The organism is Sphingobium cyanobacteriorum, assembly GCF_030580935.1.
Taxonomy (GTDB): domain Bacteria; phylum Pseudomonadota; class Alphaproteobacteria; order Sphingomonadales; family Sphingomonadaceae; genus Sphingobium; species Sphingobium cyanobacteriorum.
This window is the reverse complement of the sequence record NZ_JAUQOM010000025.1, coordinates 1-18,901: the sequence shown is the minus strand read 5'-3', so window position 1 is coordinate 18,901 and position 18,901 is coordinate 1. Positions and strand designations below refer to the sequence as shown.

The window sequence follows — 18,901 nt, the reverse complement described above, 5'->3', positions numbered from 1 at the left end:
ATTACACCAATGCCGGGGGGAGTGGCCCTCGGGCTACGCCCTCACGCCACTCCCCCCGGCATGTAACACGATGGCCTGGTTTTACGCCGCCGAATGGCCGACTTTTGCTCCGCCGTTGACACATTCACGGGATTCTCTCGTGGCCTGAACTGCGTCACGATAGCGGCGGAGGTGATCGTGGACCGATGCCTTGATTATGCCGCTTCCCCGCGTGTTCTCGATAATCTGTTTCAACAGGTCCGAGTAGGGTGAAAGGACTTTCGTGCTCAGGTAAGTATTGAGCATCGCAGAGATGTTGGAATGCCCGCTTGCATAATTTCGCTCTTTCCCGTTCGCAGCGGCAATGATCGAAAAAGCAGCCGCGAGCAGCAAACTTTGCGGGCGCTCCAGATCGCCAAGGGGTTTGAAGCGATCCTCCCATTTAGCAAGCGCCGAGAACCATGGTCGCCGCGCTTGCTCGATCTCAGCCAGGCGCGGGCCAACGATCCTGTCTTCATGATAGGGTAGTTTTGAGCGCGGAATGGTAAGCGCATCAAACCGCACCAACTCTGGTACCTTCAGTTCACCATCAGGCCCCCGCAGATAACAGGACAGAACAAGTGTTTTCTGTTCCCGCGATGCGGCTACGGCAGCCTGATCGAGCATGAACGCATTGCCGCGATGACGGCGGATAACGTCGATGAAGCTTTGCGGAAGCGCGGCGGCCGTATCGAGCCCGAAGAGAACCCATAGCAGGGGTATGCCTTCACGCTCATAATGCTTGCAGCGCGCCGAGATTTCCGTCTGGAAAGTGCCGGACATCTGGAACTCGACGACAAAGGGGCCGAAGCCATCCCACTCGACATAGGTATCAGGATAGCGACCATGCTCATTCTCGGTCGGGGGGCGATATTGGGCAACGGTATGCTTGATGTAGCGGGGATCGAGCGCCGCCAGTTCGCCAACTAGTTCGCACATGAGGCGATGAAAGTTTGATTCCTGCTTTCCATGATACTGTGCAGCCCGAGCCGCATCGGGTTTGATATTCCGTCCCTGAAACCAGCGGCAGTCCGGATCACTCCCGTTATAATGCTGAAACAGGGGGCGAGCGATCCCGCGCGGTTTGGATGTGCGAATATAAACTTCGCACTCACAGGCCAGGCATCGGGCAACAAGGCCGTCCTTCCCATTGCGGCGATCGGTAATCTGATCGCGGATCAGACCCCAGCTATCGTCGGACATCGCCATCAGTTCCTGGGCCGTCACCGGGCCAATCCGCTCGATGATAGCTGCTTCGACAATCCGTTGTGGTTTCCGTCCCATAAGCCAACTCTATCCTGAGTCGGGAACAGATCAAGAACTATGCTTCGCGCGGTAGCGCCATTGCAAGGTAATGATGATGTATATATCTTGTCAGTATAAATCCGAATGGAGTCGGCCATGTCGAAGGATGCCGTTTTCACGATGAAGCTCGAACCCGATTTACGGGATGCGTTCATGGCTGAGGCAGAGGCTACCCATCGTCCCGCCTCCCAGATCGTGCGGGACTTGATGCGCGAATATGTCGAGCGGCAGCGCGAAGCACGGGACTATGACGAGTTTTTGCGCCGCAAGGTCGAGATCGCCCGCGTGTCGGTTCGCGCTGGCCGCGGCCGGTCGAATGAGGACGTCGAAGCCGACTTCGTCGCCCGCCGTGCAGAATTGCGCCGCAGGGCAGATGAGGCAGAGGCGTGAAGGTTCGGTGGACGCCGGAAGCTGAACAGGACCGTATCAAGATCATCGACTATATCGCTGACGAAAATCCGCGCGCTGCGGTGCGAATGGATGAACTTTTCGGGGAGGCTGCCGGGCGTCTGGCCGGCTTTCCGCATATGGGCCGAACAGGCAAGATCGCTGGAACACGCGAATTGATCCCCCATGAGAATTATCGGCTGGTGTATCAGGTCGAAGATGACACCGTCTGGATTCTCACCTTGGTTCACACCTCAAGGCAATGGCCGCCATTGGGCTCGCGCGGAGCATGAGCGATGCGGCAAATCTGACCGAGCGAGCGCATTGCAACAAATGTCTGCAATGGAACAATCACGCGATTGTCCACACGGAAAATACCTCGTGGCAGGAAGAGTTGGATGACCAGCGCGGTATCTACATCGAGGGCGGAGACAGCTGGGCACTGATGCGCTGTCTTGGTTGCGATACCGTCAGGCTACGCCACCGGCACTGGTTTTCCGAAGACTCGGACGAACATGGACGGCCGGCGGTCTACACCGAGTTCTTTCCGCCATCGATCAAGCGCCAGAAACCGCAATGGCGTCGTCAATTCCTGCCGTTCAACACCTATCTTCAGTCCTATAACGGCCTTTGCGACGAAATATATGGGGCCCTGGCCATGGGCGCGCACCGTCTCGCCACCATGGGTATCCGGGCCTTGGTCGAGCGTCTGATGATCGACCAGGTGGGGGATCAGGGAAGGTTTGAGAAGAACATCGAGAAGTTCTTCGAGGCAGGACATGTCGCCCCCAACCAGCAAGCGATGTTCAAGGATACGCTCATCGAAGCGGGACATGCGGCCATGCATCGGGATTTCGAGCCGAGCTCGGATACCGTGAATACGCTGCTCGATATAGTCGAGGGTATCCTGCACGCCGTCTATTACGCGCCCATGCTAGCGGACAATGTGCGGAAAACCATTCCGCCGCGTACTCGCTGATTATTGGAGCCGGGACGCGCCAGTCGGCCTTCAACGCCGTTCTCTTCCGAATCCTTGATCTGCGCAGCCATGCTTCGTCCTCGATCGGGCAATAGCGCTGCGATCAGTTCATGCCGGTCATCCCGTTCGGATTCCGCCAACGCTTCTTCCTATCGCCTTGGCGGCATCCCGCGCGCCTGCTAGGTCAATTCCGCGCTGCGGAAAGGGCAGCGCCGGGACTGGTAATCCCGCCAACGAAGCAACTCGGAAATCTCGATTTCCGGGGTGCTGCCGTGCATGTCCAGACCCTCGGGTTAAAGGCGGCGGCGCATGTCGTTGGCATGTTACCAGCTCCGGCGGCTCCCGCGTTTAACGCGCGGGAGTTCGGTGCTTACGCACATCGTGTCTTCCGGTTGACCCAATTTGGTTGCAATTGTCCGATCGGGGGCACGCCATGGACGAACTACCAGACTTTATTGACGAAGGTTACGATCCCGCTGCCGTCAGGAAGCGGATCGATCATCTACCGCAGCAGGCGCAGCAGGACATCGAACAGATTAGCCGGATCGTTCGTGCGGCCTTCGGCTATGATGAGCCGGAAATGCCTGCTCATGGCCGGATCGCCAGCATCGCGCTGACCGACCCGGCCGCCGACCGCCAATCCCGTGCTGACCAGCCGGAAAGTTATGATTTTCACATCGTGGTGAACCTGCCCGAATGCGCGGACGATGAACATTGGCGCTTTGCCAGGCGGCTCATCGCTTCCGAAATCGGCCCGCATCCCGTCACTCTGACAGTGAACACGACCGGCGAATCGGTCGGGATCATTCTCTATGACGCAGACACCGATTTGCCGCTTAACGCGCGCGAATTGTCTCTCCGTCCGTAAAACACTTCATTCCGGCGAGGACCGGGAAGGACATACAGGGATAGTCCGGGACGATCAGGGGTATCACGCCCAACCACTGACCTGACGCAGCCTTGATCCGCAGAGCGCCGCACCTCGCGTCGCGCGAACCGGATCATGGAATTATGACACCCACCAAACTGCTCGTCGGGCAGATTTTCATCGTTTTCGCCATCGTCATTCTCGGCGTCTGGGCGGCGACCCAATGGGCCGCATCGATGCTGGGCTATCAGGCACAGCTCGGTCTACCCTGGATCGTGGTCCTCGACACTCAGGTCTACCGGCCCTGGGATCTGTTCCGCTGGTGGTATCACTTCGAGGCCTATGCGCCCGAAGTGTTCGACAAGGCCGGAGCACTGGCAGGCGCCAGTGGCTTTCTTGGCTGCGCGGCGGCGATCATCGGTTCGCTCTGGCGCGCACGGCAGAATCGCAATGTCACCACCTACGGCTCCTCGCGCTGGGCAGCACGCGGCGAGATCGCGAGGGCAGGTCTGTTCCATGATGCGGGCGTTTTCCTGGGCCGTTATCGCGCCGACTATCTGCGCCACGATGGGCCAGAGCATGTCATGGCTTTCGCGCCGACCCGTTCGGGCAAGGGCGTCGGGCTGGTCGTGCCAACGCTGCTATCCTGGACCGGCAGTGCCGTTGTTCACGACATCAAGGGCGAGAACTGGACACTGACGGCCGGGTGGCGGTCCCGCTTCTCGCATTGCCTGCTGTTCAATCCGACCGATCCGCGTTCGGCGCGCTACAATCCGTTGCTGGAAGTGCGCAAGGGCCCCAACGAAGTCCGCGACGTTCAGAATATCGCCGACATTCTCGTCGATCCCGAAGGCGCGCTGGAGCGCCGGTCGCACTGGGAAAAAACCTCCCACAGCCTGCTCGTCGGCGCGATCCTTCACGTTCTCTACGCCGAGGAAGAAAAGACCCTCGCGCGCGTCGCCACCTTCCTGTCTGACCCGCAGCGGTCCTTCGCTCACACGCTGCGCCGGATGATGGCGACCAACCATCTCGGCACCAAGGAGCGTCCGCAGGTCCATCCCGTCGTCGCCAGCGCGGCGCGCGAAGTCCTGAACAAGTCCGAGAACGAGCGAAGCGGCGTCCTCTCCACCGCCATGTCGTTTCTCGGCCTCTATCGCGATCCCACAGTGGCGATGACCACCGCCGCTTGCGACTGGCGCATCACCGATCTTGTCGATGGGCCAGTGCCGGTCAGCCTATATCTGGTCATTCCGCCCAGCGACATTTCGCGAACCAAGCCACTTGTCCGGCTGGTCCTCAATCAGATCGGCCGCCGCCTCACCGAACGGCTGGAAGGCGATCCTAAGAAGAGTCGCAAGCATCAACTGCTGATGATGCTGGACGAGTTTCCGGCGCTGGGCCGGCTCGACTTCTTCGAGACCGCGCTCGCCTTCATGGCCGGTTACGGCATCCGCGCCTATTTGATCGCGCAGAGCCTCAATCAGATCAGCAAGGCTTATGGCGAGAATAACGCCATTCTCGACAACTGCCATGTCCGCATTGCCTTCTCGTCCAATGACGAGCGGACCGCCAAGCGGATCAGTGATGCCCTTGGCACTGCCACCGAATTGCGCGCCCAGCGCAACTATGCTGGCCACCGTCTCGCGCCCTGGCTCAGCCATGTCATGGTGTCGCGGCAGGAGACCGCTCGTCCGTTGCTGACCCCCGGCGAGGTGATGCAACTCCCGCCCGCAGATGAACTGGTGATGGTCTCGGGCCTCGCGCCGATCCGGGCGAAGAAGCTGCGCTATTTTGAGGACCGTAATTTCACGTCACGCGTCCTGCCACCGCCCAGTCTCGACAATGGCGATGGTGTCTATGTGGATCGTCCCAGCCCGCGCCCGGACGACTGGGGCAGCGAAGTGCGCGGCCTGCATGAAGGACTCACCGCAGCCGCAGAGGCCGAAGGCGCGGCGTTCGACGAGGAAGCCGAAGGCGGCTTGCAACAGCAGCGCCACCCCGGCCTGCCCGAAGAACAGTCGGCCAGGCCGATCGAACGCGAGCAGGACGCCACGCCCGGTGACGATGATGACAGCGATCCCGCAGCCGACCGGCGCGCGATGACCAGCCTGAGCAATGTCGCCCGCGCCGTCGCGATGAATGAAGGCAAACAGCGCGGCAGCGACATCCTTCCCAGCTTCGGTGGGGACATGTGATGCGAAACCGCGACAAGGTGCGCTACCAGCTATTTCTCGAACCGAAGCTGGCCGAGCGGCTGGAGGAAATGGCCGCCAAGCCCGGCGTCGCCCGCTCCGATATATTGGTGGCGGCGCTCGACGCATGGCTGACCCGGCAGGGCAGTCACGAACTGGACGACCGCTTCGGCGGACGGCTGGACCGGATGAGCCTGCAGCTTGGCCGTCTCAGCCGTGATGTTCAGGTGCTGCTGGAAAGCCTCTCGCTCTTCGTCCACCAGCACTATTGCCTCACCGCCCAACTGCCCGAACCCGATGCCGCTGCCCGTGCGGTCGGCCGCGACCGCTTCGACCGGTTTATCGAGCAGATCGGCCGCCAGATGGCCGCTGGCCCCAAGCCGCTCGCCCAAACCGGCGAGGCCAGGCCATGAACGGCTTCGTCAACGCCACCGCACAGGGCCGCCGCCGCGCGATGCTGCGCACGGCGATGGGACCGCAGATCGCGGAAGCCCTGTCCGATCCCCTCGTGATCGAGATCATGGTCAATCCCGATGGCGCGCTCCGGCTTGATCGGCTGGGCGAAGGCCGCGTCGATACCGGCGCGCGCCTGGAAGCGGCAGAAGCCGAACGCATCATCCGCCTGGTCGCGAGCCATGTTCGCGCCGAGGTCCATGCCGGCGCACCGATCGTCAGTGCCGAACTGCCTGAAGGCGGCGAGCGGTTCGAGGGGCTGTTACCCCCGGTATCGGCCGCGCCCTGCTTCTCCATCCGCAAGCCCGCCGCCCGCATCCATCGCCTGATCGACTATGTGGCGGACGGCATCATGCGCGCCGAAGTCGCGCTGGCGCTGTCGATGGCGGTGGTCGAGCGCCGCAACATCCTCGTCGCGGGCGGCACGTCGTCCGGCAAGACCACGCTGGCCAACGCGCTCCTCAATGAAATGGCGACGCTCGACGAGCGGGTCATCATCATCGAGGACACGCGTGAGCTGCAATGCGCCGCGCCCGATACCGTCGCGCTTCGCACCAAGGCGGGCGCGGTCAGCATGGCCGACTTGGTACGCTCGACACTGCGACTGCGCCCTGACCGCATCATCGTCGGCGAGGTCCGGGGCGGTGAGGCGCTCGACATGCTCAAGGCCTGGAACACCGGGCATCCGGGCGGCATCGCCACGGTCCACGCCAATAGCGCGCGCTCCGCGCTCTACCGGATCGAGCAGCTTGTTTCGGAGGGCGTCGTCACGGTGCCCCGCCGCCTGATCGCGGACGCGATCGACATGGTGGTGTTCATCTCCGGCCGGGGAACCGGCCGCAGGGTCGAGAGCGTGGCCGAGGTCCACGGTCTCGATAGCGACGGCGATTACGCCGTCACCGACCTCGCCATCCCCACGCACACAGGAGATTGATCCATGCAAAATCTTACTCAGCCAAAACCCGTGCGCCTGCCATCCCGGCTCGCGTTTGCCGCAGCCGCCATGCTGCTGCTTCCTGTCACCGCCTTCGCCTCCGGCTCGGGCATGCCGTGGGAAGAGCCACTCCAACAAGTACTCGAATCCGTTCAGGGTCCGGTCGCAAAGATCGTCGCCGTCATCATAATCATCACGACCGGCCTCGCGCTGGCGTTCGGCGAGACGAGCGGCGGTTTCCGCAAGCTGATCCAGATCGTGTTCGGCTTGTCGATCGCGTTCGCCGCCAGTTCCTTCTTCCTCTCCTTCTTCAGCTTCGGCGGCGGGGCGCTGGTCTGATGGCGGGGGCCAGCTCCATCGCGGCAGGTGGTCATATCGACGGCTTCGAGGTGCCGCTGCATCGGGCGCTGACCGAGCCGATCCTGCTCGGCGGCGCGCCGCGCGGGATCGCGATCCTCAACGGCACGCTCGCCGCCGCGATGGGGTTGGGTCTCCAGCAATGGATTGCGGGCCTGCTGCTCTGGCTCGCCGGGCACAGCCTCGCGGTCTTCGCAGCCAAACGCGATCCCGACTTCGCCGCCGTGCTTGCACGCCACCTTCGCCAGCGGGGATATCTGACATGCTGAACCTCAAGGAATATCGCGGCGCGGCTGATAGGCTGGCCGACCATCTGCCCTGGGCCGCGCTGGTCGCGCCCGGCGTCGTGCTCAATAAGGACGGTAGCTTCCAGCGGACGCTGCGCTTTCGAGGCCCTGATCTTGAATCCGCCACCGAAGCCGAACTGGTCTCGGTCTGCGCGCGGGCGAACAATGCGCTGCGGCGTCTAGGTTCCGGCTGGGCGCTGTTCTTCGATGCCGAGCGCATCGAGGCGCTGGACTATCCCTACAGCCGCTTTTCCGATCCTGCCTCATGGCTGGTGGACGAAGAACGCCGCGCGCATTTCGATGGGCGCAAGGGCCAGCATTTCGAGAGCGCCTATCATCTGACGCTCTGCTATCTGCCACCCGCCGATCAGGTCAGCCGCGCCGAGCGTGCGCTGCTGGAACGCGATGTCCCGCAGGAGGGAAGAGACTGGCGGCAGGAATTGCGCGCCTTCATCGCCGAGACCGATCGCGTGCTGGATCTGCTCTCGGGCCTCATGCCGGAAGTACGACCGCTCGATGACAGCGAGACGCTGACCTTCCTGCACGGCTGCATTTCGCCAAAACGCCATCCTGTCGCCGCGCCGGAAACGCCGATGTATCTCGACGGGCTGCTGGTCGATACGCCGCTGTCGGGCGGGATCGAACCGACGCTGGGCGACCGGCATCTGCGCACCGTGACCGTGATGGGATTTCCCAATGCCACGCGCCCCGGCATCTTCGATGCGCTCAACCATCAGGACTTCGCCTATCGCTGGGCGACGCGCTTCATCGCGCTCGACAAGACCGCCGCCAACAAGACGCTGACGAAGATCAGGCGGCAATGGTTCAACAAGCGCAAGTCCATCGCGCAGCTCATGCGCGAAGTGATAATGAATGAGCCGGTGCCGCTCACCGACAGCGACGCCGACAACAAGGTGGCCGATAGCGACCTCGCGCTACAGGCGCTCGGCGGCGATCATGTCGCCTTCGGCTATTACACCGCGACCATTACCGTATCCGACGAGGATCGCGCCGCAGCGGACGAGAAAGTCCGCATTGTCGAGCGCATCGTCAACGGTCTCGGGTTCACTTGCATCCGCGAGAGCGTCAATGCGGTGGAAGCCTGGCTGGGCAATCTTCCGGGTCATGTCTATGCCAACGTCCGGCAACCGCTGGTCCACACGCTGAACCTCGCGCATCTCATGCCGCTGTCAGCGGTGTGGGCGGGACCGGCGCGCAACGAGCATCTTTCCGGTCCGCCGCTGCTCTATGCCGAAACCAGCGGATCAACACCGTTCCGGCTCTCTACCCATGTCAGCGATGTCGGGCATGAGATCATCGTCGGCCCAACGGGTGCGGGCAAGTCCGTGCTGCTGGCGCTGTTCGCCTTGCAGTTCCGCCGCTATCCTAGAAGCCAGGTCTATATCTTCGACAAGGGCCGCTCGGCGCGCGCTGCCGTGCTGGCGATGGGCGGCGAGCATCACGCGCTGGGCGAAAGCGATGCGCTGGCCTTCCAGCCCCTGCGCCATATCGATGATGACAGCGAACGCGCCTGGGCCGCCGACTGGACGGCCTCGCTGCTCGCCCACGAGCGGGTGGATGTGACGCCAGAGGTCAAGGAAGCGCTGTGGTCCGCGCTCACCAGCCTCGCGAGCGCGCCGCCCGAAGAACGCACGCTTACCGGCCTTGCGGTATTGCTCCAGTCCAACGCGTTGAAAGCGGCCCTGATGCCGTACACGCTGGAAGGGCCGTTCGGCCGTCTGCTCGACGCCGCCGAAAACCGCCTCGCGCTGTCGGACGTGCAATGCTTCGAGACAGAGGCGTTGATGAACACAGCCGGCGTGGTGTTGCCGGTGCTGACCTATCTGTTCCATCGGCTTGAAGAGCGGTTCGACGGGCGGCCGACGCTGCTGATTCTCGACGAGGCATGGGTATTCCTCGACAATCCCGTCTTCGCCGCCCGCATCCGCGAATGGCTCAAGGTACTGCGCCGCAGGAATGTCAGCGTGGTGTTCGCCACGCAGAGCCTTGCCGATATCGCCGACAGTTCGATCGCGCCCGCCATTATCGAAAGCTGCCCGCAGCGTATCTTCCTCGCCAACGACCGGGCGATCGAGCCGCAGGGCCGTGCCACCTATGAACGATTTGGCCTCAATGAGCGCCAGATCGAGCTGATCGCGCGGGCTACACCCAAGCGGCATTATTATCTGCAATCGCGGCGCGGCAACCGCCTTTTCGAACTGGCGCTGGGGCCGGTCGCGCTTGCCTTTTGCGGCTCGTCCGACGCCGCCAGCCAAAGCCTGATCGACGACCTTCTCGAACATCATGGTCCGGACGGCTTCGCCGCCGCGATGCTGCGTGCGCGCGGGATCGACTGGGCCGCCGATCTGCTCGCCGATTTCCCCGACGCCGAACCGGCAGCGGCTGATCCTCTCAACCCCCAGCAAAAGGAGCTGTTCTGATGAAAACCCGTATTCTCGCAGCCTGTCTCGCGGCCACTAGCATGACCGCCGCCGCGATCCTGCATATGACACCAGCACACGCCATCCCGGTGTTCGACGCCAGCAACTATGCGCAGAATGTGCTGACGGCGGCGCGCACGCTCAGCCAGATCAACAACCAGATACAGGCGCTGCAGAACCAGGCGTCGATGCTGACCAACATGGCGAAACATCTCCAGCGGCTCGACTTCTCGTCGCTCAACCAGATCACCCGCTCGATGCAGCGGATCGGCACGCTGATGAATCAGGCCGAGGGCATCGCCTTCGATCTCGCATCCACCGACGATGTGCTGCGTCAGCAGTTCCCCGCCGAGTTCGACCGCGCGCTTTCCACCAGCCAGATCATCGCGCAGGCGCGCACCCGGTTGCAGGCGTCGATGCAGGGCTATCGCCAGAGCATGCGCGTGCAGGCGCAGGTCGTCGAGAATATCGAGGCCGATGCCGACCTGCTTACCGAACTGGTCAGCCAGAGCCAATCGGCCACGGGCAGCTTGCAGGTTGGGCAGGCGACTAACCAGCTTATCGCGCTCTCAACCCGCCAGCAGCTCCAGATCCAGCAGATGATGGCGGCGCAATATCGCGCCGACGCCATCGAACGCGCGCGCCAGCAACAGGCGATGGAGGCCGCACGCGAGCGGACGGAGCGCTTCATCGGCACCGCCGACATCTACACGCGCAACTGACGGCGCACGGCAAGGCGGCCCCGACATGAATCCCGACCTCAACATCATCGACAGCTTCCTCGAAGCTTTCATCAGCTACATCGACAGCGGCTTCGGGCTGCTGTCCGGCGATGTCGCGTTCCTTACCACCGTCCTGATCGGCATCGACGTGACGCTCGCCGCTTTGTGGTGGGCGATGGACAATGATCAGGACGTGCTGGGAAAGCTCGTCAAGAAAGTGCTCTATGTCGGGGCCTTCGCCTTCATCATCGGCAATTTCAGCACGCTGGCCGACATCATATTCAAAAGCTTTTCCGGCCTCGGCATCACGGCGGGCGGCGGCGGGGTATCGGCCGCCGATCTGATGCATCCGGGCGCAATCGCCGGGACCGGCTTTACCGCCTCGCATCCGCTGCTCGATCAGGTCACGGAAATGTCCGGTTTCCCGGAGTTTTTCGGCAACTTCCTCAGTATCGCGGTGCTGCTCACTTGCTGGCTGCTGGTCGTGCTGGCCTTCTTCATCCTCGCGATCCAGCTTTTCATCACCATCCTGGAGTTCAAGCTGACCGCACTCGCCGGGTTCGTGCTCGTGCCGTTCGCACTATGGAACAAGACCAGCTTTCTCGCCGAACGTGTGCTGGGCAATGTCGTGTCGTCCGGCATCAAGGTCATGGTCCTCGCCGTCATCATCGGCATTGGCACCAATCTGTTTGGCGAACTGACCGCCCTTGTCGGTAGCGAGCCGGAGATCGCGGATGCGCTGAGCCTGCTGATGGGCGCGCTCACCCTGTTCGGGCTTGGCATCTTCGGTCCCGGTATTGCGTCCGGCCTTGTCTCAGGCGCCCCCCAGCTTGGCGCGGGTGCTGCTGTGGGCACGGTCGCGGGTGCTGCTCTTGCTACGGGCGGCGCGGCGATGCTTGGCGCGCGCGGAGCAATGGCGGCCGGGCGCGGCGGCATGGGTGCGATCAAGGCCGGAACGGCGATGGGATCGGCTGCCTCGTCGGCCTATCGACTGGGGCAGGAGACGTCCGGGAGTACCAGCATCGGTGCTGGTCTTGGCGGCATGGCAACCGCCGCTGGCGGGGCTGCATCGCAAGGCGCGAAAGCCGCATCCTCCCGTATCGCAAATTCAATTCGCGAAAGCGCTGCACGCGGTCAGCAAGCCGCCTGGAACGCGGGGCGCACGACGCCAGCCGCCGCCACGTCGAACGCTTCGGGCGAGAACGCCCCCGACAGTGCTCCCGCATGGGCGCGGAGCCTGCGTGCACAGCAGACTGCCCGTCACCACCGTCACTTGGCGATGCAGACCATCAAGGACGGCGATCGTCCCGGTTCCGCCGCCAATCCCAGCCTCAGCGACAAGGAGTGATTACCAATGTTTTTCAAACGATCCATCCAGCGATATGGGCAGAGCCCGCAGCCAGAAACCCCATACCAACGTGCCGGCCAACTCTGGGACGAGCGCATTGGCTCCGCCCGCGTGCAGGCAAAGAACTGGCGGCTGGTCGCCTTCGGATGCCTTGGCCTGGCGGGCGTGCTGATCGGTTCCAACGTCTGGCAGTCGATGCAGAGCCGGGTCGCGCCCTATGTGGTGGAGGTCGACCGGCTGGGCGAGGCCCGTTCGGTCGCTCCCGCGATCCAGAACTATAAGCCCACGGACGGTCAGGTCGCATGGCATCTTGGGCGGTTCATATCGAATGTGCGGTCCGTCTCCACCGACCCGGTATTGGTCAAGCGCAACTGGCTTGACGCCTACGACTTCGCGAATGATCGCGCCGCGCTCTTCCTCAACGAATATGCGCGCAGCAACGACCCGTTCGCCGGCATCGGCCAGCGCAGCGTGTCGGTGCAGGTGACGAGCGTGGTCCGTGCATCGGACACCAGCTTTCAGGTCAAATGGACCGAGAGCATCTACGAACGCGGAAGCCTGGCCAGGACCGAACGCTGGACCGCCATGCTGACCATGATGCTCCGACCACCAAAGACCGCCGATGCACTGCGCAAAAACCCGCTGGGCCTGTTCGTCGGCGCGATCGACTGGGCGCGTGAACTGGATGGGCAGCCCGCATCATCGGGCCAGCAAGGGCAACGGCCGCCGGTAGATGCTGCGCTCGCAGCGCCTGCGCAGTTAGCACCGGCCGCACCCGTCATCCCGGAAGCCGCGCCACTCCCGGCCGCGCCCGCCAGTCCCAGCCATGAAGGAGTAACCGGACAATGACCCGGACTATTATGATGTGCGCCTCGACGCTGGTACTTGCCGCCTGCGCGGGCAAGACGCCGCCGCCCGCGATCAGCTATGACGCCGCCGAGTTCCGCCCCGCCGCAATCGAGGCCGAGCCGCCCCGTCCGGTCGCAATCGTCGAACAGCCGGTGCCGCTGCCGCTACCCGGCCAGCTTCAGCCCCTGCCATCGGTGAAGGGCGAGACCCGTGCGCCCACCGCGCGGATCGAGGCGGCCAACCGCGCCGCGACGCGCGAACCGTCGAGCGCGGGCTACATCAATGCCGTGCAGGTCTACCCCTGGACGGAAGGCGCGCTTTATCGTCTGTATGCCGCGCCCGAGCGCGTCAGTGACATCGCCTTGCAGGCCGGCGAGAAGCTGGTGGCGGTATCGGCCGGCGATACCGTCCGCTGGATTATTGGCGACACCACGAGCGGCGCGGGCGATGCGGCGCGCGTGCATGTGCTGGTGAAGCCCTTCGCCCCCGGCCTCATCACGAACATGGTCATCACGACCGACCGTCGCGCCTATCATCTCGCGCTCGAAAGCACCGACGCGACCGCGATGGCGGCGATCAGCTGGACCTATCCGCAGGATCGGCTGGTCGCCCTGAGGGGCCAGAACGTCCGTGCCGAGCAGGCCCGGCCGGTCGCGGAGAGTATTTCGCTCACCAATCTCAGATTCCGCTATGAGATCAGCGGCGACAGCCCACCATGGCGGCCGGTCCGCGCCTGGGATGATGGCACGAAGGTCTATATCGAGTTTCCGGGTCGGCTCGATCAGGGGGAAGCGCCGCCGCTGTTCGTCGTTGGCCCGCTGGGCGACACGCAACTGGTCAACTACCGCGTCAGCGGCAATCACTACATCGTCGATCGCCTGTTCGCGGCGGCCGAGCTTCGTCTTGGCGAGAAACCGCAGCAGGTCGTGCGGATTGCCCGAACTGACGGGAGGACGCGCAAATGAGCGCCGCCCCGATCCCGCCCGTAGATCCGGACGCGCCGGAACTCGCGGCACCCGCCGCGCCCGCGCCAGAATCTGCGCCGTCATCCAAAATCCCACCCGAAACCCTTGTGCTGCGCGCGACGCCCCGTCGTGTCGTCCGCTTCCGGCGCGGCGTCATCATCGGCGGGGCCACCGCCAGTTCGCTCGCTATCGCGGGCGTTGCATGGATGGCGCTGGGGCCGAAGACGCTTCATATCGCCAACACCGCCGATGAGCGTGCCGTCAGCGACCGCAAGACGCCCGCCGATGCGGTTGCCAACCTTCCCGGCAATTACGGCGAGGTTGCGCCCGGAACGCCGATCCTGGGAGCGCCGCTCCCCGGTGATCTCGGGCGGCCGATCCTCGAACGCCAGCGCCAGCTTGAGGCGGGCGGCGGGTTGCCCGGCGATAGCGCGATGTCGCCGCAGGAGCAGGCGGCTGAAGCCGAGCGCCAGCGTATCGCGGCGCAGGCGGCACAGGCGCGAGAAGCGGGAGTCATGGTCCAGTCGTCAGGACGCACGGCTGCGGCGGTGTCCACCACAGCCGGAGCAGAAGCCACGGGCGCGACCCCGGCGACAGGAGAAGCGGCTCAAACAGGCCGGCTCGCTCTGGATCTGGATCGCGACCAGAACAATCAGCAGCGCAAACTGGATTTCGTGGGGCAACCCGCATCGGGCGGCATATATAATGCCCATGCGCTTCAGACCCCGGCCTCGCCATATCAGGTGATGGCGGGCAGCGTGATCGCGGCCAGCCTGCTCACCGGCCTCACTTCCGACCTGCCCGGCATGGTCGTGGCGCAGGTGACGGAAAACGTATTCGACACGGTGACGGGCCGGATCTTGATGGTTCCGCAGGGCTCGCGCCTGATCGGCAGCTATGACAGCGTGGTGGCGTTCGGACAGAGCCGCGCGCTGCTGGTCTGGCAACGGATCATTCTGCCTGATGGCAGTTCGATCCAGATCGACAATCTGCCCGCCACCGACGCGGCAGGCTATGCTGGCCTGTCCGACAAGGTGGACTATCACACCTGGCGGCTGCTCAAGGGCGTGGCGCTATCGACCCTATTGGGCGTCGGCACCGAATTGTCGATCGGCGACAACGAAAGCGACCTTGTGCGGGCGCTCCGCCAGTCCACCCAGCAGTCCGCCAATCAGGCGGGCCAGCAGATCGTATCCAAGAACCTCAACATCCAGCCCACCATCACCGTCCGTCCCGGATGGCCGCTCCGCGTGATCGTTCACAAGGATCTGGTCTTGCGGGAATGGGGCGGACGCTGACAGGAGACGCCCCGTGCTCAAACTCGCCAAGCTCCCCGACCGCACCCCGGTCAAGATCACCGTCACGGTCACGCCCGACCTTGCTCATGCGCTTGCCGACTATGCCGCGCTCTATAATCGCGCTTATTCTGACAAGGCGGAGGTGGCTGACCTGATCCCGGCCATGCTCGATTCCTTTCTCGCCAGTGACCGCGCTTTCGCCAAGGCGCGTAAGGACGCGGAGATAGGAACGTGACGCGCCTGCCGGAGATCGGCTCCTGCGGTTGCCGCGCGCGGCCGATATGGCAAGGGGGAAATCACCGCAATGGAGGATGACCGTCTCTGGACGCCGAGAGAATTGTCAAAATTCCTCGGCTATTCAGAGAGCACTATCTGCCGGATGGTTTCACAGTGCCCGGACAAATTGCCCCCGCGCGTTGCCGCACTGGCAAGGCCTCGGTGGCTGCCGGAGGTGGCTCGCGAATGGGCGCGCATGAGTAGCGATCCTCCGACGAACCATCGGGTCGGCCGTCCTAGGAAAATCCGATAGCGTTACGCAGCTATTCCTTTAGGCGATCAATCTAGTCGAAAAAGTCAATTTTTAAGCTAGATAAGTACGATGCCACGTATTCCCGCCACATCCGACATTCCGATTTATCTCGCGACGTCTCGTGCGGCCGCCATGCGGGCAGGAATCCCGGATCGCGCGCTTGTGATTGTTCCTGATGGCCGCGACTGGAACGACTTTAGCGCAAATTTGCGTGCTGATCTCCATTTAGTCAACGTCGATGATGCCGATCGGCCGTTGCGAATGCGGCTTCTGGTCGAAGGACAGTCCCGCACGCGCAGTTATATCGTCAACCAACTGGGCGTAACCGATGCCAACGGTGACCGGCCACGCCGGCGGATCGATCGCATCGACCGGCGCTTCGTCTCGGTACTGCAGAGCGAGACTGACTATCGTGACCTGGTAGACTGGTTGGGCTTCGACGATGCGATCGGTTGCCTTCGCCGCATGCACGATGCCGTCCTGGCGCGGGTCGAGGGCGACCCCAACGACGCCGCGATCATCGAACTCACACAGACCATCGCGTTTCATCAAAGCGCACTCCGCGACGAAGGAACTTGGGTAGCGTTCCGCCAAGGCGACCGTTACTTAACACCACACGAATTGACAGACATTGACGATGCCGCGTCGTCGTTCACCGTCGAGGCCGATCTGCGCGGAATGGTAGGCGAACACGTGCTCGACGCCGATTTTGGAGAGGATTTTCCGCTCTCACGACGTGCGCTGGTGATCGTCGGGCAGAACGGCACGGGTAAAACGCGGCTCTTTCAGGCAATGATCGACGGATTGCGGATCGCGCCGCCTTGGGTAGATGCGCTGGACATCGATCGTGCTGCGACCTTCAATCCGCGGCCAGATTTATCGCGGCTGATTGTCTTCTCTTCGGTGGCTTCCGATAGCTATCCGCAATCGCTGCCACCTTGGGAGGGAATAGACTATCGCTACCATCGGATGATCGGTGCACATGGTGGCGAAGGCGGTGGCCTTACTATGGCGCTGGTCGATTGCTTGCGCGCTGATACCGATACTCAAGGCTTCGGACGCAGAGGCGCAATGGAGCTACTAGACACAGTACTCGAGCCGCTCGGGATTTCGGACAGGCTTTACGTAGAGCTGATCGACAGTGACGAGCCCGATACATTGCCCCCGCCGACTAGAATAGGCGAGCGCAATTTCTTCCCGCTGTTCCGGCGCATGAACGAGCAACGCAACCTCCAGCTTTATGCCCGGATCCGGACCGATCGACCGCCAGTAATAATGACGGCTCGCATGCGCGCCCGTAACCTGAGCAGCGGCGAAGTTGCGTTGATGCGCTTCGCCGCACAGGCGATCGGCTCATTGCGGCGGGGCACGATTTTTTTGTTCGACGAGCCCGAGACCCACCTGCATCCTAACTACATCTCGCAATTCATGGAGATGCTTGATCGCCTGCTCGACCAATCTGGCTCGATCGCGCTCATCGCAACCCACTCGGCCTATGTAGTGCGCGAGGTACCGGCACGGCGTGTACGGATGATCACGCGCAATCATGAAGACGATACGATCATGATTGATCCGCCGACGATGCAGACCTTTGGGGCAAGCATCGACACGATCTCGCAGTTCGTGTTCGGTGATGTTGGTCCCAAGCACCGGTTCCAACACGTCCTCGAGCAATATATCGACGACAATCCAGAATTGACGATAAGCCAGATTCGACGGCGGTTCGGTGCGGATCTAAACCCCGAAACCTTGTCCTATATCGCCGAGCTGGTCGAGCTGAGGGATGCACTTTGAAGCATCTACCTCTACCTATTGACGCAGGTGACGGGATCATTACCCGACAATGTCGCAAGCCTGGCTGGGCCGTACGCGAAGCTCAATGGCTGGCAGCGGCTGCTCTCTATCGCCAGTTTCGCGGCAATCCTTGGCGGGTACTACCGGCGGGATTCACCGGTGCCGACGCAACGGCACTCCACGATCTGTATGACACCCGTGGTCGCTCGGGTCCGATCAACCGGATCCGCCGGCCGGCTGTTCCGTTCAAAAGCTGCCCGATGTGTGGGTCGCTCGGCGGTCGATCGCTGGACCACGCTTTGCCGCGCCGACGCTTTCCCGAATTCTCTATCCTTCGCGAGAACCTCGTCCCCGCCTGCGAGATTTGCAACAGCGGTGAGAAGGGCGACACCTACCGTGGGCGCTGGCCCGCGCGCTTTATTCACCCCTATTATGATCGATGGGCGTCGCGGGCGTTATGGCGCATTGAATTCGATCCCAATCTCGACGTGCTGCAATTCGAGCCGGTGGCACTGCCAACCCTGCCACGCCCCCGGCGCCGAATCGTGGACTTCCATGTGAAGACGTTGTTGGGAAAGGACTGGCGCGATTCGGTGAGACGAGAATGGGGCCCTCTGCCATCGAAGCTGAGCCGTCGCTTAGGCCCTGCTCCCACCGAGAATATGCTGCGGGCCGAACTTGAAACCCGATTGCAGGATGCGACCGACACTTACGGCGTTAATTGCTGGGACGCGGGATTCTTGCGAGGTGCGCTCGCGGATCCATTGGTCATAACCAAGCTCATCGAGCGCGTGAACGCCGTGCCAGTCTGAGCGAACGGCTCTAAGGGACCGGCGGATTGCCCCGGAACCAATGAGATTGGGTGCCTAGCTGGCCATGGAGCTCTCGACGAGGAGGTGGACGCTTTCGTCAAAAGCAGACATTCACGTCGTGATCGCGAAAGGAGTGGATTTGTCGGGGCCAGTCCTGTTCGGCGGGCACGAAGCACCGGTCGCTCACCTCGGATAATCCTTTATCTCGAATTATTCAGGGCGATCGCGCTTTAGCCAACCGTAAGCGCTAAAACACCCCCACGGGGGAGCGCTCAGGCGGCCTGATCGATGACGGGGCTGGTGGCAGCGCGACTATCTACCCAGTTGTATGGGAGCAGATCATCGATGGGATCTGCATCGCCG

General features: G+C 62.8%; 19 protein-coding genes. 18 read left to right on the top strand and 1 reads right to left on the bottom strand.

What is annotated here, in order from left to right; all coding sequences use genetic code 11:
- Window positions 1–81 precede the first annotated feature (81 nt).
- Window positions 82–1,302, bottom strand: a complete 1,221-nt coding sequence (locus Q4610_RS20385; protein ID WP_304537705.1) for a competence protein CoiA family protein — start codon at window positions 1,300–1,302, stop codon at window positions 82–84.
- Window positions 1,303–1,419: 117 nt separating this feature from the next.
- Here Q4610_RS20385 and Q4610_RS20380 point away from each other — a divergent pair, with 117 nt between their 5' ends.
- The 18 genes from Q4610_RS20380 (at window position 1,420) to Q4610_RS20295 (ending at window position 18,538) form a co-directional block, all read left to right on the top strand.
- Complete coding sequence (locus Q4610_RS20380) at window positions 1,420–1,713, top strand: CopG family ribbon-helix-helix protein (RefSeq protein ID WP_304537704.1); 294 nt, start codon at window positions 1,420–1,422, stop codon at window positions 1,711–1,713.
- Entirely contained in the window at window positions 1,710–2,003 is a 294-nt protein-coding gene (locus Q4610_RS20375; protein ID WP_304537703.1) for a type II toxin-antitoxin system RelE/ParE family toxin, read from the top strand. Before Q4610_RS20380 ends, Q4610_RS20375 begins: the two co-directional genes overlap by 4 nt.
- The gene (locus Q4610_RS20370) at window positions 2,000–2,689 is read left to right on the top strand and encodes a DUF4145 domain-containing protein (RefSeq protein WP_304537702.1); all 690 of its coding nucleotides are present in this window, start codon (window positions 2,000–2,002) and stop codon (window positions 2,687–2,689) included. Before Q4610_RS20375 ends, Q4610_RS20370 begins: the two co-directional genes overlap by 4 nt.
- Window positions 2,690–3,122: 433 nt before the next feature.
- Entirely contained in the window at window positions 3,123–3,557 is a 435-nt protein-coding gene (locus Q4610_RS20365) for a hypothetical protein (RefSeq protein ID WP_304537701.1), read from the top strand.
- Between the two features lie 143 nt (window positions 3,558–3,700).
- Window positions 3,701–5,752, top strand: coding sequence for a conjugal transfer protein TraG (locus tag Q4610_RS20360; protein ID WP_304537700.1), 2,052 nt, complete (start codon window positions 3,701–3,703; stop codon window positions 5,750–5,752).
- Complete coding sequence (locus tag Q4610_RS20355; protein WP_304537699.1) at window positions 5,752–6,162, top strand: ribbon-helix-helix domain-containing protein; 411 nt, start codon at window positions 5,752–5,754, stop codon at window positions 6,160–6,162. Before Q4610_RS20360 ends, Q4610_RS20355 begins: the two co-directional genes overlap by 1 nt.
- The gene (trbB, locus tag Q4610_RS20350) at window positions 6,159–7,136 is read left to right on the top strand and encodes a P-type conjugative transfer ATPase TrbB (protein WP_304537698.1); all 978 of its coding nucleotides are present in this window, start codon (window positions 6,159–6,161) and stop codon (window positions 7,134–7,136) included. Before Q4610_RS20355 ends, trbB begins: the two co-directional genes overlap by 4 nt.
- Window positions 7,137–7,205: 69 nt before the next feature.
- The gene (locus Q4610_RS20345; RefSeq protein ID WP_482241490.1) at window positions 7,206–7,475 is read left to right on the top strand and encodes a TrbC/VirB2 family type IV secretion system protein; all 270 of its coding nucleotides are present in this window, start codon (window positions 7,206–7,208) and stop codon (window positions 7,473–7,475) included.
- Window positions 7,475–7,762, top strand: coding sequence for a VirB3 family type IV secretion system protein (locus tag Q4610_RS20340; protein WP_304537696.1), 288 nt, complete (start codon window positions 7,475–7,477; stop codon window positions 7,760–7,762). Before Q4610_RS20345 ends, Q4610_RS20340 begins: the two co-directional genes overlap by 1 nt.
- Window positions 7,756–10,221 (top strand): conjugal transfer protein TrbE, encoded by a 2,466-nt coding sequence (gene trbE, locus Q4610_RS20335; RefSeq protein WP_304537695.1) that lies wholly within the window; start codon window positions 7,756–7,758, stop codon window positions 10,219–10,221. The genes Q4610_RS20340 and trbE overlap by 7 nt, the downstream gene beginning before the upstream one ends.
- Window positions 10,221–10,943 (top strand): P-type conjugative transfer protein TrbJ, encoded by a 723-nt coding sequence (trbJ, locus tag Q4610_RS20330; RefSeq protein WP_304537694.1) that lies wholly within the window; start codon window positions 10,221–10,223, stop codon window positions 10,941–10,943. Before trbE ends, trbJ begins: the two co-directional genes overlap by 1 nt.
- 25 nt (window positions 10,944–10,968) lie before the next feature.
- A complete protein-coding gene (trbL, locus tag Q4610_RS20325) occupies window positions 10,969–12,291 on the top strand; it encodes a P-type conjugative transfer protein TrbL (protein ID WP_304537693.1) in 1,323 nt (440 codons plus the stop codon).
- A gap of 6 nt (window positions 12,292–12,297) precedes the next feature.
- Window positions 12,298–13,140, top strand: a complete 843-nt coding sequence (gene trbF / locus Q4610_RS20320) for a conjugal transfer protein TrbF (protein ID WP_304537692.1) — start codon at window positions 12,298–12,300, stop codon at window positions 13,138–13,140.
- Window positions 13,137–14,105, top strand: coding sequence for a P-type conjugative transfer protein TrbG (trbG, locus tag Q4610_RS20315; protein WP_304537691.1), 969 nt, complete (start codon window positions 13,137–13,139; stop codon window positions 14,103–14,105). The genes trbF and trbG overlap by 4 nt, the downstream gene beginning before the upstream one ends.
- Window positions 14,102–15,403, top strand: a complete 1,302-nt coding sequence (locus Q4610_RS20310) for a TraB/TrbI/VirB10 family type IV secretion system protein (protein ID WP_304537690.1) — start codon at window positions 14,102–14,104, stop codon at window positions 15,401–15,403. Before trbG ends, Q4610_RS20310 begins: the two co-directional genes overlap by 4 nt.
- Before the next feature lie 13 nt (window positions 15,404–15,416).
- Complete coding sequence (locus Q4610_RS20305) at window positions 15,417–15,638, top strand: DUF2274 domain-containing protein (protein WP_304537689.1); 222 nt, start codon at window positions 15,417–15,419, stop codon at window positions 15,636–15,638.
- Between the two features lie 363 nt (window positions 15,639–16,001).
- Entirely contained in the window at window positions 16,002–17,726 is a 1,725-nt protein-coding gene (locus Q4610_RS20300; protein ID WP_304537688.1) for an AAA family ATPase, read from the top strand.
- Entirely contained in the window at window positions 17,723–18,538 is an 816-nt protein-coding gene (locus tag Q4610_RS20295) for an HNH endonuclease (RefSeq protein ID WP_304537687.1), read from the top strand. Before Q4610_RS20300 ends, Q4610_RS20295 begins: the two co-directional genes overlap by 4 nt.
- Window positions 18,539–18,901: the final 363 nt, after the last annotated feature.

Coding starts and splice junctions, on each gene's coding strand:
- Q4610_RS20385 (WP_304537705.1), bottom strand. CDS start 1,302: ATGGGACGGAAACCACAACGGATTGTCGAAGCAGCTATCATCGAGCGG.
- Q4610_RS20380 (WP_304537704.1), top strand. CDS start 1,420: ATGTCGAAGGATGCCGTTTTCACGATGAAGCTCGAACCCGATTTACGG.
- Q4610_RS20370 (WP_304537702.1), top strand. CDS start 2,000: ATGAGCGATGCGGCAAATCTGACCGAGCGAGCGCATTGCAACAAATGT.
- Q4610_RS20365 (WP_304537701.1), top strand. CDS start 3,123: ATGGACGAACTACCAGACTTTATTGACGAAGGTTACGATCCCGCTGCC.
- Q4610_RS20360 (WP_304537700.1), top strand. CDS start 3,701: ATGACACCCACCAAACTGCTCGTCGGGCAGATTTTCATCGTTTTCGCC.
- Q4610_RS20355 (WP_304537699.1), top strand. CDS start 5,752: ATGCGAAACCGCGACAAGGTGCGCTACCAGCTATTTCTCGAACCGAAG.
- trbB (WP_304537698.1), top strand. CDS start 6,159: ATGAACGGCTTCGTCAACGCCACCGCACAGGGCCGCCGCCGCGCGATG.
- Q4610_RS20345 (WP_482241490.1), top strand. CDS start 7,206: ATGCTGCTGCTTCCTGTCACCGCCTTCGCCTCCGGCTCGGGCATGCCG.
- Q4610_RS20340 (WP_304537696.1), top strand. CDS start 7,475: ATGGCGGGGGCCAGCTCCATCGCGGCAGGTGGTCATATCGACGGCTTC.
- trbE (WP_304537695.1), top strand. CDS start 7,756: ATGCTGAACCTCAAGGAATATCGCGGCGCGGCTGATAGGCTGGCCGAC.
- trbJ (WP_304537694.1), top strand. CDS start 10,221: ATGAAAACCCGTATTCTCGCAGCCTGTCTCGCGGCCACTAGCATGACC.
- trbL (WP_304537693.1), top strand. CDS start 10,969: ATGAATCCCGACCTCAACATCATCGACAGCTTCCTCGAAGCTTTCATC.
- trbF (WP_304537692.1), top strand. CDS start 12,298: ATGTTTTTCAAACGATCCATCCAGCGATATGGGCAGAGCCCGCAGCCA.
- trbG (WP_304537691.1), top strand. CDS start 13,137: ATGACCCGGACTATTATGATGTGCGCCTCGACGCTGGTACTTGCCGCC.
- Q4610_RS20310 (WP_304537690.1), top strand. CDS start 14,102: ATGAGCGCCGCCCCGATCCCGCCCGTAGATCCGGACGCGCCGGAACTC.
- Q4610_RS20300 (WP_304537688.1), top strand. CDS start 16,002: ATGCCACGTATTCCCGCCACATCCGACATTCCGATTTATCTCGCGACG.